This is a genomic window from Streptomyces sp. NPDC059166 (assembly GCF_042755185.1).
Lineage (GTDB): Bacteria > Actinomycetota > Actinomycetes > Streptomycetales > Streptomycetaceae > Streptomyces.
This window is the reverse complement of record NZ_JBHZCI010000005.1, coordinates 43,322-57,393: the sequence shown is the minus strand read 5'-3', so window position 1 is coordinate 57,393 and position 14,072 is coordinate 43,322. Positions and strand designations below refer to the sequence as shown.

Annotated in this window: 16 protein-coding genes; 7 read left to right on the top strand and 9 right to left on the bottom strand. The window is 71.7% G+C overall.

Features of this window, described 5'->3' with window-relative positions:
- The first annotated feature begins 49 nt into the window (after nt 1-49).
- A complete protein-coding gene (locus tag ACFXOA_RS05395) occupies nt 50-1,237 on the top strand; it encodes an adenosine deaminase (RefSeq protein WP_385022860.1) in 1,188 nt (395 codons plus the stop codon).
- A 134-nt stretch (nt 1,238-1,371) separates the two neighbouring features.
- Complete coding sequence (locus tag ACFXOA_RS05390; RefSeq protein ID WP_385022858.1) at nt 1,372-1,671, top strand: hypothetical protein; 300 nt, start codon at nt 1,372-1,374, stop codon at nt 1,669-1,671.
- A 74-nt stretch (nt 1,672-1,745) separates the two neighbouring features.
- Here the strand turns inward: ACFXOA_RS05390 and ACFXOA_RS05385 are convergent, their stop codons facing one another.
- The 5 genes from ACFXOA_RS05385 to afsQ1 form a co-directional block, all read right to left on the bottom strand.
- A complete protein-coding gene (locus ACFXOA_RS05385) occupies nt 1,746-1,949 on the bottom strand; it encodes a PspC domain-containing protein (protein WP_385022856.1) in 204 nt (67 codons plus the stop codon).
- A 91-nt stretch (nt 1,950-2,040) separates the two neighbouring features.
- Nucleotides 2,041-2,616: a VanZ family protein gene (locus tag ACFXOA_RS05380; protein ID WP_385022854.1), complete on the bottom strand. Its 576-nt coding sequence runs from the start codon at nt 2,614-2,616 to the stop codon at nt 2,041-2,043.
- Between the two features lie 277 nt (nt 2,617-2,893).
- Nucleotides 2,894-3,520 carry a hypothetical protein gene (locus tag ACFXOA_RS05375; protein WP_385022852.1) on the bottom strand — a complete coding sequence of 209 codons (627 nt, stop codon included), beginning with the start codon at nt 3,518-3,520 and terminating at the stop codon, nt 2,894-2,896.
- A complete protein-coding gene (locus tag ACFXOA_RS05370; RefSeq protein ID WP_385022850.1) occupies nt 3,520-5,058 on the bottom strand; it encodes an ATP-binding protein in 1,539 nt (512 codons plus the stop codon). The genes ACFXOA_RS05375 and ACFXOA_RS05370 overlap by 1 nt, the downstream gene beginning before the upstream one ends.
- Nucleotides 5,055-5,732 carry a two-component system response regulator AfsQ1 gene (gene afsQ1, locus ACFXOA_RS05365; protein WP_015578482.1) on the bottom strand — a complete coding sequence of 226 codons (678 nt, stop codon included), beginning with the start codon at nt 5,730-5,732 and terminating at the stop codon, nt 5,055-5,057. Before afsQ1 ends, ACFXOA_RS05370 begins: the two co-directional genes overlap by 4 nt.
- A 169-nt stretch (nt 5,733-5,901) precedes the next feature.
- Between afsQ1 and ACFXOA_RS05360 the strand changes: the two genes are divergently transcribed.
- Complete coding sequence (locus ACFXOA_RS05360) at nt 5,902-6,648, top strand: SigE family RNA polymerase sigma factor (protein ID WP_385022847.1); 747 nt, start codon at nt 5,902-5,904, stop codon at nt 6,646-6,648.
- Between the two features lie 277 nt (nt 6,649-6,925).
- Here the strand turns inward: ACFXOA_RS05360 and ACFXOA_RS05355 are convergent, their stop codons facing one another.
- On the bottom strand, nt 6,926-7,570 hold the full coding sequence (locus tag ACFXOA_RS05355) for a uridine kinase (protein WP_385022845.1): 645 nt from the start codon (nt 7,568-7,570) through the stop codon (nt 6,926-6,928).
- Nucleotides 7,571-7,698: 128 nt separating this feature from the next.
- On the opposite strand from ACFXOA_RS05355, the gene ACFXOA_RS05350 reads away from it, so the two are divergent.
- A complete protein-coding gene (locus tag ACFXOA_RS05350) occupies nt 7,699-8,133 on the top strand; it encodes a hypothetical protein (RefSeq protein WP_385022842.1) in 435 nt (144 codons plus the stop codon).
- 45 nt (nt 8,134-8,178) lie between these two features.
- Here ACFXOA_RS05350 and ACFXOA_RS05345 read toward each other — a convergent pair whose 3' ends face one another.
- From ACFXOA_RS05345 to deoC, 3 genes are read right to left on the bottom strand one after another with little or no spacing between them, the layout of a single operon-like run.
- A complete protein-coding gene (locus tag ACFXOA_RS05345) occupies nt 8,179-9,105 on the bottom strand; it encodes an aldehyde dehydrogenase family protein (protein ID WP_385022839.1) in 927 nt (308 codons plus the stop codon).
- Complete coding sequence (locus tag ACFXOA_RS05340) at nt 9,098-10,534, bottom strand: aldehyde dehydrogenase family protein (RefSeq protein ID WP_385022837.1); 1,437 nt, start codon at nt 10,532-10,534, stop codon at nt 9,098-9,100. The genes ACFXOA_RS05345 and ACFXOA_RS05340 overlap by 8 nt, the downstream gene beginning before the upstream one ends.
- A 6-nt stretch (nt 10,535-10,540) precedes the next feature.
- A complete protein-coding gene (gene deoC / locus ACFXOA_RS05335; RefSeq protein WP_385023136.1) occupies nt 10,541-11,488 on the bottom strand; it encodes a deoxyribose-phosphate aldolase in 948 nt (315 codons plus the stop codon).
- A 124-nt stretch (nt 11,489-11,612) separates the two neighbouring features.
- On the opposite strand from deoC, the gene ACFXOA_RS05330 reads away from it, so the two are divergent.
- From ACFXOA_RS05330 to pstC, 3 genes are all read left to right on the top strand, one after another.
- Nucleotides 11,613-12,251 (top strand): PH domain-containing protein, encoded by a 639-nt coding sequence (locus ACFXOA_RS05330; RefSeq protein ID WP_385022834.1) that lies wholly within the window; start codon nt 11,613-11,615, stop codon nt 12,249-12,251.
- 270 nt (nt 12,252-12,521) lie between these two features.
- Nucleotides 12,522-12,899 (top strand): hypothetical protein, encoded by a 378-nt coding sequence (locus ACFXOA_RS05325; RefSeq protein ID WP_385022831.1) that lies wholly within the window; start codon nt 12,522-12,524, stop codon nt 12,897-12,899.
- 64 nt (nt 12,900-12,963) lie between these two features.
- Nucleotides 12,964-13,986, top strand: a complete 1,023-nt coding sequence (pstC, locus tag ACFXOA_RS05320) for a phosphate ABC transporter permease subunit PstC (protein ID WP_385023134.1) — start codon at nt 12,964-12,966, stop codon at nt 13,984-13,986.
- Nucleotides 13,987-14,072: the final 86 nt, after the last annotated feature.

Below are 14,072 nucleotides of genomic sequence, written 5' to 3'. Positions count from 1 at the left end.
TTACGTATCGGCACCGGCGCTCTACGCGCGTAGGCGCTAGAGTGCCCTGATGACGAGCCAGACCCTGAACGTCCCCGGCCCCGACCAGATCCGCCGCGCCCCCAAGGTGCTCCTCCACGATCACCTCGACGGCGGCCTGCGCCCCGGCACGATCATCGAACTCGCCGCCGCCCGGAGCGCCCACGGCCTCGAGGGCGTGGGAGGCAGCCCCGTCGTGGCCCTGCCGGAGACCGAGCCCGACAAGCTCGGCATCTGGTTCCGGGAGGCCGCCGACTCGGGTTCGCTGGAGCGGTACCTCGAGACCTTCGCCCACACCTGTGCCGTCATGCAGACCCGTGACGCGCTCTTCCGGGTGGCCGCCGAGTGCGCCGAGGACCTCGCCGAGGACGGCGTCGTGTACGCGGAGGTGCGGTACGCGCCGGAGCAGCACCTCGACGGCGGGCTTTCACTCGAAGAGGTCGTCGAAGCGGTCAACGAGGGTTTCCGCGAGGGTGAGCGCCGCGCCCGTGCCAACGGCCACCGCATCCGGGTCGGCGCCCTCCTCACGGCCATGCGGCACGCCGCCCGCGCGCTGGAGATCGCCGAACTCGCCAACCGCTACCGCGACCTGGGGGTCGTGGGCTTCGACATCGCGGGTGCCGAGGCCGGCTACCCGCCCACCCGGCACCTGGACGCCTTCGAGTACCTCAAGCGCGAGAACAACCACTTCACGATCCACGCGGGTGAGGCCTTCGGCCTGCCGTCGATCTGGCAGGCGCTCCAGTGGTGCGGCGCCGACCGGCTGGGCCACGGGGTCCGCATCATCGACGACATCGAGGTCGCCGACGACGGCACCGTGACCCTGGGCCGCCTCGCCTCGTACGTGCGCGACAAGCGGATCCCGCTGGAGCTGTGCCCGACGTCCAACCTCCAGACCGGCGCAGCGGCCTCCTACGCGGAGCACCCCATCGGGCTGCTCCGGAAACTGCATTTCCGCGTCACCGTGAACACCGACAACCGTTTGATGAGCGGTACGAGCATGAGCCGGGAATTCGAGCGGCTGACCGAGACCTTCGGATACACGCTCGACGACATGCAGTGGTTCACCGTCAATGCGATGAAATCAGCGTTCATTCCTTTCGATGAACGTCTGGCGATGATCAATGATGTGGTGAAGCCCGGATATGCGGAGCTGAAATCCGAGTGGCTGTTTCGTCAGACAGCTGTGACCAGTGCTTCCTCTTCCATGGCGGGCTGAACAGGGTGATTTCTCGGCGGCCGGGAGCGCGTGCTCCCGGCCGTTTTCCGTGTCGCCGCGTGTTTGCGGGAGAAGCGTCGGGCTGACTACGTTGCAGAGCCGCTCCCATCCCTCTCCCCAAGGATGAATTTCACATGAAGCAGTCTGCTGTCAGGACCCTCGGTGTCGCCGCTCTCGGTGCCGCTTTCGCCGCCGTCGGTGCCGGAAGCGCCTCCGCCGTCGCGGTGCCCGTCGACGCCCTGGCCGGAGGCCTGCCCTCCAACATCGCCCTCGACTCGGTCACGGAGGCGCTGCCCGCGGTCCAGGAGGCCGCCGGAAGCGCTCTCGACCAGCAGCAGCAGCGCGGTGGCAGCGACCTCTCCGCCCCCGGTACCAACCTGCTCGGCGGGATGCCCGCCGGCGGCCTGACCGGTGTGCTCCCGATCGGCGGCTGACCGGCGGCACACAGTTGGGGCGCACACCCGGACCGGGTGTGCGCCCCACTGCTCTGTCCCCGTGATCCCCCCGGTCACCAGGCCGTCGTGGCCGGGCTCTTCCGGGAGGGGAGAAGGACCCACAGCGCCAGATAGAGCAGGAACTGCGGTCCGGGAAGCAGGCACGACGCCAGGAAGATGACGCGCATCGTCCCGGCGGAGGTGCCGAAGCGGTGTGCCAGCGCCGCGCACACCCCACCGATCATGCGTCCTTCGCTCGGGCGGACAAGTGCGGCCATGGGAAGCTCCTTCGTGAACGGTCCGGGGAGCCGCTCCGTCGCGCTCCCGGTACGTCCATGGTGGCTCCGGGAAGCGGGGCGAAGCGTCGCTCTACGGGGCGATGCCGACCCTGGAAATCGTCGGGGTGGCCCCCTGAGACGCCTCTCGCCGGGACAGCGGGACCCCACCGCCCGGATGCGACAGATCGCCGGCACCCGCCCGGTTGCCCCGGCGCAGCCGCGCCCGCGACAACGGCACGACCAGCAGATGGGCCAGCGCCACACCCACGGTGTTGAGGAGCAACGAGTCGACGTCGACTACCTGGCCGGGTACACCGGTCTGCGCCAGCTCGATGGCCATCGAGATCAGGGCACCGGCGGCGACCGTACGGGCCAGGGAGGCCCAGGGCGAGACGAGCAGCCGGCCCCCGGCCATCGGCAGCAGTATCCCCAGGGGCGCCAGCAGGACCAGGCCCTCACCGATCCGGCGCCCCGCCTCGGCGGGGCCCAGCGCGAGGTCCGCCTTGATGCCGTCCAGCGGATGGAGGTTCGCGGCCGTCATCCAGGGGACGTCCAGCGGGCGCAGCGTCAGCCAGCCGACGAACAGGAGATGCGCGACGAGGAGGAGTACTCCCGCCGCACGGAAGCGGATGACGGCATGGCCGTCCGAACTGTGGCGCACGTGCACCAAGACGCCACGACCGGCAGGATCGGTTCCGCGCGGTCGTGCCGCAGCGCTGTGACCCGCCCCACGGGCATCCCGCCGGGAGCGCGCGTGGGCGCGGCGCCCGGTCGCGGGCTCAGCGGGACCGAGCGCCGGGGGCGCGAAAACGCCGAGGTCCCGAGCGCCGGGGGCCGGAAAACGCGGAGGTCCCGAGTGCCGGAGCCCGGGACATCGAGGTCCGGAACGCCGGGGCCCGGGACATCGGAGCCCGGAGCCCGGGGGGCTCGTGGGCGCGGCGCCCTCAGGGCTGCTCCTCCGTCCCGAGCGTCGGCACGTCCGAGGGCCGGCTCTTCGTCTCCGATGTGCAGAGGTACCCGCGAGGGGCGTAGTTCCCCGGACCGCCGAGCGTCACGGACCCGCCGGAGCCGAGGGTGTCGCTGTCCCCGTACGTGCACACCACCTGGGCCAGCGCCTCGGGGGGCAGGTCGTCCGGCTGCTCGCTGAGGCGCAGCGTGCCCTCCGGATCCCCCTTGCGGGCATCCGAGACCCGCAGCCCCATCGGCACGTTCGTGGAGAACCCGGCCCGCCGCTCCGCGCCGTCCGGCTCCCGCTGGAGCTCGCTCAGCAGCGTCTGCGCGACCAGCAGCCGGTCGGACCGTGTCTCGTCCACCTCGACGGACCGTTCCACGGTGACCAGCTGCGAGGCGCACGACAGGTAGATCCGCAGCGGGACGGTGTCCGCCGGGGCCGTCGCCCGGGCCGGTGCGGTCCGGCACGGCATCCTGGACGGCGCCGCCCCGGCGTCGACGGGGACCGAGGTGGTGCGGATTCCGCACCCGGACAGCAGCGCCGCGCCCGTCGCGAGGGCCGCCAGCGCGACGACCGCCCGCCACGGGGCCCGCGCGGCCCGGGCCCGTTCGCCGGACATCACTTCGCGTCGCCCCTCTCGTCGCCGTTCCCGTCCTCGTCCCTGCCGTCCGGGGAGCCGGCCAGAGCCTCCGCGTCCCGGGGGAGACGCAGCACGAACACCGCGCCCTGGCCGTCCGGCAGGTTGGAGGCGGTGATGTCACCACCGTGGATGTGGGCGTTCTCCACCGCGATGGAGAGGCCGAGACCGCTGCCGTCGGAACGCGGTCGCGACGCGCTGGCCTTGTAGAAGCGGTCGAACACGTGGGGCAGGACCTCCTCGGGGATGCCCGGGCCGTGGTCGCGCACCTCGATGACGAGCTCGTCCTCGTCGGTCCGCACGGACACCCGCACCGGTGAACCTCCGTGCTTGAGGGCGTTGCCGATCAGGTTGGCGAGGATCACGTCGAGCCGGCGCGGATCCAGCCGCACCATGATTCCGCGCTCCGCGTCCAGGTCCACCGCGTCCAGCCAGGCACGGGCGTCGATGCAGGCCGTCACCTGGTCCGCCACGTCGACCGTGTCCAGGACGAGCCGGGCCGTCCCCGCGTCGAAGCGGGTGACCTCCATCAGATTCTCGACCAGGTCGTTCAGCCGCCGCGTCTCGCTCACCACCAGGTGCACCGCGGGGGCGATCATCGGATCCAGGCTGTCCGCCTCGTCCTCCAGCACCTCGGCGACCGCGGTGATCGCGGTCAGCGGGGTGCGCAGCTCGTGCGACATGTCGGCGACGAACCTCCGGCTCGACTCCTCCCGGGCGCTCATGTCCGCGACCTTCTTCTCCAGGGAGCTCGCGGCCTTGTTGAACGTATGGGAGAGGTCGGCGAGTTCGTCGTTCCCGGAGACCACGAGCCGGGTGTCCAGCTTGCCCTCGCCGAGCTTGCGGGCCGCGTCGCCCAGCCGCTGCACCGGCCGCAGCACGGTCGTCGCCGACGCCTGGGCGAGCAGTGCGGAACCGACGAGCGCCAGGGCCGTGGCGATGCCCAGGGACCAGGCCAGCGAGCTGAGGTCCTCGCGTTCCTGTTCCAGGGACTTCAGCATGTACCCGGCCGGGCCGCCGCCGATGATCTTCGTCCCGGCCACCAGGTAGGGGGTGCCGCCACGGGCCGTGCGCTGCCAGAACAGGTGGTACTCAAAGGTGTTGCCGGAGGTGAGCGGCTGCTTCTTGTTCACCTGCCGCTGCAGCGAGGACGGTACGTCCACCTTGGTGAAGGCGTCGATGTCGGAGGACCCGGTGACGGGCTTGCCGTCATGGGTGCCGATCAGCAGCACGTGGTACCCCGGGCTGCTGTCCGACATCTGCTCGGCCGTCTCCCGCAGTTCGGCCGCGGTGGGCTGCAACGGCAGTGACGCCGCCCGGGTCTGCATCTGACGGCGGAAGTCGCCGAGCGCCGCGTCCTGCGTACGGGTCAGCACGGCCTCGCGGTTGAGCCAGTAGGCGATGCCCGACGCGGAGACCGCGGCGGTCAGGGCCACCAGCGCGAACACGATCAGCAGGCGCAGCCGCAGACTGGTCCAGCGAAGCCCCGCGAGTACGGAGCGCTTCGCGGTACGGCTCACTGAGGCGAGTCCAGCCGGTAGCCCACACCGCGCACGGTACGGATCAGCGTCGGCGAGGACGGTACGTCCTCGACCTTCGCCCGCAGCCGCTGCACGCAGGCGTCCACCAGGCGCGAGTCCCCGAGATAGTCGTGCTCCCACACCAGGCGCAGCAACTGCTGCCGGGACAGGGCCTGTCCGGGCCTGCGGCTCAGTTCGAGGAGGAGCCGCAGCTCGGTCGGGGTGAGCTGCAGGTCCTCGCCGTTCTTGGTGACGGTCATGGCCGACCGGTCGATGACCACGCTCCCGAACGTCGCCGAGTCGGTCGACTCCCTCTCGCCGCGGCGCAGGACCGCCCGGATGCGGGCGTCGAGCACCCGGCCCTGCACGGGCTTGACGACGTAGTCGTCCGCGCCCGACTCCAGGCCCACCACGACGTCGATGTCGTCGCTGCGCGCGGTCAGCAGGATGATCGGCAGCTGATCGGTGCGGCGGATGCGGCGGCACACCTCGAAACCGTCGATCCCGGGCAGCATCACGTCCAGCACCACCAGATCCGGGCGCTGCTCCCGGAGCAGTTCCAGGCCGTCCTCACCCGTCGCCGCGGTGGCCACACGATGGCCCTGGCGCGACAGCGAGAGTTCCAGGGCCGTGCGGATGGCGTCGTCGTCCTCGATCAGCAACAGGAAAGGCACGGAGGTCATTCTGGCCCATGGTGGTGCCACGTTTCGACCTTCCGTCCGACTTGATCGGCCGACATGCCCTGTGACAGGCCTGTGACAGTCGGGGGACAGGGCCATGAAACTGCCCCGGCAAGCTCGTTGGCACACGGAACGAACGGACTCCACCGATGGGGGGCGCCACATGAACGCACTGCACAGCACGACCTCAAGCGCAGTTGTCACGCGGCTCCACGACCTCGGGCGGAGCACGGAGAAGTCCGGTGCCGGGACGCGGGGGAGAGTGCGTGGCGCGAGCCGGTCGCACGCGTCGTTCCTGGCGATGGTCGGCCCGCGCACGGGGGACGACGGGGGAAGCGCGTACGGGGAGGTACCGGGGGCGCGGAAGCCCCTGGACGACGCGGAGGACGCCGAAGCGGCGTTCACCGCCTACGTCCAGGAGCGCCGTGCCTCCCTGTACGCGACCGCCTACCACCTGACCGGTGACCGGTACGAGGCCGAGGACCTGCTGCAGAGCGCCCTCTTCTCGACGTACCGCGCCTGGGACAGGATCAGCGACAAGGCGGCGGTCGGCGGCTACCTCCGCCGCACCATGACCAACCTGCACATCAGCGCGTGGCGCAGGCGCAAGCTCAACGAGTACCCGACCGAGGAGCTGCCGGAGACGGCGGGCGACACGGACGCGATGCGGGGCACGGAACTGCGGGCGGTGCTCTGGCAGGCGCTCGCACGGCTCCCGGAACTCCAGCGGACCATGCTGGTGCTCCGCTACTACGAGGGCCGTACGGACCCGGAGATCGCATCCATACTCGACATCAGTGTCGGCACGGTGAAGTCGAGCATCTGGCGGTCGCTCCGCCGGCTGCGCGAGGACGAGGTCCTCAGCTTCGGCCGTGACGAGGAGGAGTCCTTCGGCGAGCTGGTGGCCTGAGGTCTACGGGGGACACGGGGGAACAGAGGGGGGTACGGGGGAAGGGCCGCGGCTTCGGGGGAGGCTGCGGCGCGGGGGGAACACGTGGCGGGGGCGGACGGGCCGGGGGGTCTTGTCCGCCCCCGCTCGTCGTGTCCGGCCCACCCGTCGTCGCCCCGCCGGCGGCGTCGGGCCGGAGCCGCGGCTTCCGGCGGCGGCCGACCGCACCTGAGGCGCGGACCCGTCCCCGGTGGCGGCCCGCTCCGGTGCCGGGGCTCCCGTGGGAGCGACGGCCGGCCTACTTCGTGACCGCGGCGCCCGCCGGTACCCTGCGGCAGCGTCCCGCCGCCGCGGCGGCCAGCCGGCCGAGGGCCTCCTGCCGGCCGCAGGGATACGCGCCGAGCGCGGTCTGGCGGGCCACGATGCCCCGCTCGGCCCGCATGAGCCGCCAGCCCCGTCGCACCAGGAAGGGCACGGACTTCCGGCCCTCGCGCAGATCCCGCATCAGTCGCCGCCGGAAGGTCGTCGAGGGCCTGCCTCGCAGACACAGGGCGTCCGCGAGGAGCCCCAGTTCCTGGCAGCGCTCCACTATGTCCGCCGCGAAGATGCCCTCCGCGACGAACAGGGGCGTGCGCTCGATGGCGAACGTCTCGCGGCCCGTCCTCGAACTGGTCGCGATGTCGTACACGGGTATCGTCGTCCGCCCCGTGCGGCAGAGCTCCGCGACGGCCGCGACCGCGCCGTCCGCGTCCCAGGAGAGTGCCGAGTCCCAGTCGATGTCCGCGCTGCCGGTGACCCGGGGCAGTGTCGGATCGTTGCCCTCCTTGTAGAAGTCGTCCAGACGCAGCACCGGCAGACCGCTGAGGGCCGCGAGGGACGACTTGCCGGAGCCGGACGGACCGGCGAGCAGTACGACGCGCGTGGGGATCGCTTGGGAACTCACAGAACAGAAGTGTGAGGCATTGACCCGCGTAGGGGATCCCCGGGAGGTCCTGTGGTATCCAGCATCACACCTCAACTACTCTGCGCGCACGGATGATTACCCGACACGTCCCGATCAGGTGGGAAAACATGGCACGTCATGCACTGACCAAGCCCCGGCGCCGCGCCCTGCTGCGCGCCGGGCTCACCCTCACCGCGCTCGGAGCGGCGCTCGGCGCCGGAGGTGCCGCCGCGCAGGCGGCGACGCTCCCGGCCGCGCCCGCCACCGGCTCGGACACCGCGGACAGCACGCTGGGGGCGGTCGGTGAAGCCGCGGCGCCCGCGCTGACGAGCGCGCTCGGTTACGGCCTCGCCGGTGCGGTCAAGCCCATCACCGACCTGCAGATCGACCCGCTGGCCGGGACGGGCGTGGACCCGCTGGACAACGCCGTGGGTGCCCAGATCGCCGACTTCAAGCCGGTGACCACGGCGCTGGTCACCGACCCGCTGACCAGCGGGGCCGCGCTCGGCGACCTGCCCGTGATCGGACAGGTGACCGGTCTGATCACGCCCGATCTTCCGTGACGCGCCCGTGGGGCCGCCCGGCGGCGGCCCCACGGATGCCGGGTGTCAGTACGAGGAGCCGGAGGCTCCCAGTGCGCCCGTCGGGTGCCAGACCGTCTTGGTCTCCAGGAAGGCCGTCAGGCGCCGCGTGCCCGGGTCGGCCGTCCAGTCCTCGTCCACACCCTGTGGGCGCAGGACCCGCTTGAGGTTGTCGGCCGCCGAGACCTCCAGTTCCCCGGCGAGCGCGGGGTCGCCCGCCGCGCCCGTGAGGTCGATGGCGTTGACGTCCTGGTGGGCGGCGAGCGGCGCCGACAGCTCGGCCGTCGCACCCGACAGGACGTTGACCACACCTCCCGGCACGTCGGACGTCGCGAGTACCTCACCGAGCGACAGCGCCGGCAGCGGAGCGGCCTCCGAGGCGACGACCACAGCCGTGTTGCCCGCGGCGATCACCGGGGCGACCACCGACACCAGCCCCAGGAACGACGACCCCTGCGGCGCCAGGACCGCGACCACGCCGGTCGGTTCCGGGGTGGAGAGGTTGAAGAACGGGCCCGCCACCGGGTTGGCCCCGCCCGTCACCTGGGCGATCTTGTCGGTCCAGCCCGCGTACCAGACCCACCGGTCGACCGCCGCGTCGACCACGGCCGCGGCCTTGGACTTCGAGAGCCCCTCGGCGTCCGCGACCTCCCGGACGAACTGCTCCCTGCGGCCCTCCAGCATCTCCGCGACGCGGTACAGGACCTGGCCGCGGTTGTACGCCGTCGCCCCCGACCAGCCGCCGAACGCCTTACGTGCGGCGACGACCGCGTCGCGGGCGTCCTTGCGGGAGGACCGCGGCGCGTTCGCGAGCCACCTGCCCTTGGAGTCCGTCACCTCGTACACCCGGCCGCTCTCGGAGCGGGGGAACTTGCCCCCGACGTACAGCTTGTAGGTCTTGAATACGCTCAGACGCCGCTCGGCGGAGCCGTTGGTCGATTCGCGCTCAGACATCGAGGTACGCCTCCAGGCCGTGGCGGCCGCCCTCGCGGCCGAAGCCCGACTCCTTGTACCCGCCGAACGGCGAGGCCGGGTCGAACTTGTTGAACGTGTTGGCCCAGACGACACCCGCGCGGAGCTTGTTCGCCACCGCGAGGATGCGGGAGCCCTTCTCCGTCCAGATGCCGGCCGAGAGGCCGTACTGACTGTTGTTGGCCTTCGCCACGGCCTCGTCGGGCGTGCGGAAGGTGAGCACCGAGAGCACCGGGCCGAAGATCTCGTCCCGGGCCACGGTGTGGGCCTGACTGACCCCGGTGAAGAGTGTCGGAGCGAACCAGTATCCGGAGGAGGGGAGTTCGCACGGGGCCGTCCAGCGCTCCGCTCCCTCCGCCTCGCCGGTCTCCACGAGCGCGCTGATCCGGGCCAGCTGCTCCCCGGAGTTGATCGCGCCGATGTCGGTGTTCTTGTCCAGCGGGTCGCCCAGCCGGAGCGTGGACAGCCTGCGCTTGAGCGCGTGCAGGACCTCCTCCTCCACGGACTCCTGGACCAGGAGGCGTGAACCCGCGCAGCAGACCTGGCCCTGGTTGAAGAAGATGCCGGTGACGATGCCCTCGACGGCCTGGTCGACCGGGGCGTCGTCGAAGACGATGTTGGCGCCCTTGCCGCCGAGCTCCAGCGTGGCCCGCTTGCCCGTGCCCGCGATCTGACGGGCGATGGCCTTGCCGACGGCGGTGGAACCGGTGAAGGCGACCTTGTTCACGTCCGGGTGCTCGACGAGCGCCGAGCCCGCGTCGCCGTACCCCGTCAGGATGTTGACGACGCCCTTGGGCAGGCCCGCCTGCCGGCAGATGTCCGCGAAGAACAGCGCGGACAGCGGCGTGGTCTCCGCGGGCTTCAGCACCACGGTGTTGCCGGTGGCGAGCGCCGGGGCGATCTTCCAGGCGAGCATCAGCAGCGGGAAGTTCCACGGGATGATCTGGCCCGCCACACCGAGCGGGCGCGGGTTCGCCCCGTACCCCGCGTGACCGAGCTTGTCCGCCCAGCCCGCGTAGTAGAAGAAGTGCGCGGCGACCAGCGGCAGATCCGCGTCACGGGTCTCCCGGATGGGCTTGCCGTTGTCCAGCGTCTCCAGGACGGCGAGCTCGCGTGAGCGCTCCTGGATGATGCGGGCGATCCGGAAGAGGTACTTGGCGCGCTCGGAGCCGGGCAGCGCCGACCACTTCTCGAAGGCCTTGCGGGCCGCCTTCACGGCGCGGTCGACGTCCTCGGCGCCGGCCCTGGCGACCTCGGAGAGGACCTCCTCGGTCGACGGGCTGACGGTCTTGAAGACCTTGCCGTCGGCGGCCTCGGTGAACTCGCCGTCGATGAACAGCCCGTACGAAGGGGCGATGTCGACGACGGAGCGGGACTCCGGCGCCGGTGCGTAGTCGAATGCGGATGCCATGGCGTATCAGTCCACCGTCACGTAATCGGGGCCGGAGTAGCGGCCTGTGCTGAGCTTCTGGCGCTGCATCAGCAGGTCGTTCAGCAGGCTGGAGGCGCCGAAGCGGAACCAGTGGTTGTCCAGCCAGTCCTCACCCGCCGTCTCGTTGACCAGGACGAGGAACTTGACCGCGTCCTTCGAGGTGCGGATCCCGCCGGCGGGCTTCACGCCGACCTGCACGCCGGTCTGCTCGCGGAAGTCGCGTACGGCCTCCAGCATGAGCAGGGTGTTCGCCGGGGTGGCGTTCGTGCCGACCTTGCCTGTCGAGGTCTTGATGAAGTCCGCCCCCGCCAGCATCCCGAGCCAGGACGCCCGCCGGATGTTGTCGTAGGTGGAGAGCTCGCCGGTCTCGAAGATCAACTTGAGCCGGGCGGAGCCGCACTCGGCCTTCACGGCGACGATCTCCTCGTACACCTTGAGATAGCGCCCGGAGAGGAAGGCGCCCCGGTCGATGACCATGTCGATCTCGTCGGCCCCGGCCGCCACGGCGTCGCGCACGTCCGCGAGCTTGACGTCCAGCGCGGCGCGTCCGGCCGGGAAGGCCGTCGCGACGGACGCCACCTTCACCCCGGAGCCGGCCAGGGCGGCGACGGCGGTCGCGGCCATGTCGGGGTAGACGCAGACGGCCGCAGTGCGCGGGGTCGTGCGGTCGGTGGGATCAGGGTTGACCGCCTTGGCGGCCAGGGCCCGGACCTTGCCAGGGGTGTCCGCGCCTTCCAGCGTCGTCAGGTCGATCATCGAGATGGCCAGGTCGATGGCGTACGCCTTGGCGGTCGTCTTGATCGACCGGGTACCGAGGGAGGCGGCACGCGCTTCGAGGCCGACGGGGTCGACGCCCGGCAACCCGTGCAGGAAGCGGCGCAGCGCCCCGTCGGACGCGGTGGCGTCGGCGAATGAGGGAGCAGTGGTGGGCATGGTCACCAGGTGAGCATATCTACGCGCGTAGCGACCTGTACAGGGCCCCGTTCGTTCCGGGTCCTTCACCGACCGCGTGAGGCCGCGCCCCGCCGTGGGCGCCGCTTCAGGCAGAATCGGGACCATGACGAGCCCCACGCCCCCCGCCGAGCCCGCCCACGCCGAACGAACCTACCGGTCGGGTGCCGGGCTGGCCGGCGGCGCGCTGCTCCTCCTGCTCGTCGGCTGGATCGGTGTCGACGCGGTGATCCAGGGTGAGGGGCGGACGCCGTGGCTCGCCCTCGCGGCACTGCTCCTCGTCGTCCCGCTGGTCGTGGCGTTCACGCTGCGGCCGGCGGTCTTCGCCGACGAGGCGCGGATCAGGATCCGCAACCCGTTCCGCACGATCGTGCTGCCCTGGACGGACGTCTCCACGGTGCGGGCCGCCTACTCGAGCGAGGTCTTCACCCACGACGGCGCCAAGTACCAGCTGTGGGCCGTCCCCGTCTCGCTCCGCGAGCGCAAGCGCGCCGCCCGAAAGGCGACCCAGCAGGCCCACGACGACCCCTACGGCCGGGCCTCCGTGCACGCCGACGTCCGCGACTCCCAGGCCCGGGCCGCGGCGGCCGACCGTACGGTGGGCGACCTGCGGGAGCTGGCCGAGCGGGCGGAGGCCCGCAAGGACGCGGGCGCGGGCGCGGCCTCGGTGCGCTGGGCCTACGAGCTCATCGCCCCCGCGGTCGTCGGCGCCGTGCTCCTCGTGGTCCTGCTGGCGATCGGCTGACACGGGCGGCAGGACCCTCCCGTCCGCGTCCGGGGTGGGGCCGGTCGCGTGCCCGGGCCGGATCCTCCAGGCCCCCCGCCCGGCAGCGGGGAAACGCTCCTCCCGCCCGGACGCACCGGCACCGCCCGGATGTACGGGGTGTGCCCAAGGGGCTACATCCCGATGAAAACAGACCGCCTGGCCTGTTCGTCCCCCCGCCGTTCACAGCTGTCTCCATAGATTGCGCTTGCCGCCCCGACGTCCGGACGGGGCGCGGGGGTGGGGGCGAACATGACGGATGCCGACGACGGCGGAGCGGGCGCCACGGGCGTGCGCTGCCGGATAGACATGGACGCGGAAGGCCGTTACGGGTGGCGGGTGATCGCCCAGAACGGGCGTGCCGTCGCGGTCTCCCCGCGTGCGTTCGGTGCGTACGCGGACTGCCGGGCCGCGTTCGACGACCTGAGGAAGGAGTTCACCGGGCAGACGGGAGTGGTGCAGCACACCGCGACCGGCAACGGCTGGGTGTGGCTGCTGCGACGCGCGGACGGCCGCCCGACGGCGATCTCGGCGCGTGCGTACGAACGCCGTTCGACCTGTCAGGCGGCCTTCGAGCGCTTCCTCCGGCTCCTCCGCGAGGCGGGGGAGGTCACCGGAAGTTGCCTTTAGGGTGCCCCTCGTTCACATCACCGGGCGCAGCGGTTCATCGCTCACCGTGAGCGTCGTCCGCGTGATGATGCGAACAGGAGAGCGGACGTCGCCCGCCGAGGCGGCCGGTGCCGCATCCGACGCCCCCCGGCGACTGCATGCGGACCCCGGCATACCGGACCGGGTGTTCCGTACGGTGGCCCGGGGCGGCGGGGGGCTGGTGCTGGCGGTGATGCTGCTGGTCGGCGGATTCCTCCTCTTCAGGGCCTGGCAGGCGCTGGAGAGGGCGGGCTGGTCCTTCCTGACGACCGAGGCGTGGGAACCCGACGCCGGACGGTTCGGAATCGCCGCCGTGCTCATCGGCACGATCCTCATCGCCCTGACGGCGATCGTGGTGGCCGTGCCGCTGGCGCTGGGCTCCGCCCTCTACATCTCCGAGTACGCGCCGCCCGGGCTGCGCCGGACGCTGGTCAGCGTCGTCGACCTGATGGCGGCCGTACCGTCCGTGGTCTACGGACTCTGGGGCCTCTTCTTCTTCGAGGGCGCGATCCTGCCCACCGCACGGTGGATCGCCACCTACCTGGGCTGGATCCCGCTCTTCGCGGTGGACGGGGCGGACCCGAGCGACCCGCTCGCACCCGAGACCGTCTACACGTCGTCGACCCTGGTGGCCGGCATCGTCGTCGCCCTCATGGTCGCGCCGATCATCTGCTCGATCATGCGGGAGGTCTTCTCCCAGGCACCCGCCGGTGAACGCGAGGGCGCCTACGCCCTCGGCGCGACCCGCTGGGGCATGATCCGAAGCGTCGTCCTGCCCTTCGGCAAGGGCGGCATGATCGGCGGCACCATGCTCGGCCTCGGCCGGGCGCTCGGCGAGACCATCGCCGTCTACCTGATCATCTCGCCCGTCTTCGAGATCCAGTGGCACGTCCTGCAGAACGGCGCCAGCTCGGTGTCCGCGCTGATCGCGCTGCGCTACGGCGAGTCCAGTGCCTTCGGGATGTCGGCCCTGATGGCCGCCGGCCTCGCGCTCTTCCTCATGACCCTCGTCGTCAACTTCGCCGCCTCGTCGTTCGTCGCCCGCAGCCGCTCCGGCGCCTCCACGTAGGGCCTGTGCGGAGTGGCGGGCGGGCTCACGACGCCCCGCCACCCCCGCGCCGGCTCCAGGGCCCCGGCCGCCCAGCACCCCGATCC

What these genes read in the sequence shown, in the direction of transcription:
- ACFXOA_RS05340 (WP_385022837.1), bottom strand. Translation starts at nt 10,534, where the DNA reads ATGGCATCCGCATTCGACTACGCACCGGCGCCGGAGTCCCGCTCCGTC.
- ACFXOA_RS05375 (WP_385022852.1), bottom strand. Translation starts at nt 3,520, where the DNA reads ATGTCCGGCGAACGGGCCCGGGCCGCGCGGGCCCCGTGGCGGGCGGTC.
- ACFXOA_RS05325 (WP_385022831.1), top strand. Translation starts at nt 12,522, where the DNA reads ATGACGGATGCCGACGACGGCGGAGCGGGCGCCACGGGCGTGCGCTGC.
- ACFXOA_RS05390 (WP_385022858.1), top strand. Translation starts at nt 1,372, where the DNA reads ATGAAGCAGTCTGCTGTCAGGACCCTCGGTGTCGCCGCTCTCGGTGCC.
- ACFXOA_RS05395 (WP_385022860.1), top strand. Translation starts at nt 50, where the DNA reads ATGACGAGCCAGACCCTGAACGTCCCCGGCCCCGACCAGATCCGCCGC.
- ACFXOA_RS05345 (WP_385022839.1), bottom strand. Translation starts at nt 9,105, where the DNA reads ATGTCTGAGCGCGAATCGACCAACGGCTCCGCCGAGCGGCGTCTGAGC.
- pstC (WP_385023134.1), top strand. Translation starts at nt 12,964, where the DNA reads ATGATGCGAACAGGAGAGCGGACGTCGCCCGCCGAGGCGGCCGGTGCC.
- ACFXOA_RS05350 (WP_385022842.1), top strand. Translation starts at nt 7,699, where the DNA reads ATGGCACGTCATGCACTGACCAAGCCCCGGCGCCGCGCCCTGCTGCGC.
- deoC (WP_385023136.1), bottom strand. Translation starts at nt 11,488, where the DNA reads ATGCCCACCACTGCTCCCTCATTCGCCGACGCCACCGCGTCCGACGGG.
- ACFXOA_RS05360 (WP_385022847.1), top strand. Translation starts at nt 5,902, where the DNA reads ATGAACGCACTGCACAGCACGACCTCAAGCGCAGTTGTCACGCGGCTC.
- ACFXOA_RS05385 (WP_385022856.1), bottom strand. Translation starts at nt 1,949, where the DNA reads ATGGCCGCACTTGTCCGCCCGAGCGAAGGACGCATGATCGGTGGGGTG.
- ACFXOA_RS05330 (WP_385022834.1), top strand. Translation starts at nt 11,613, where the DNA reads ATGACGAGCCCCACGCCCCCCGCCGAGCCCGCCCACGCCGAACGAACC.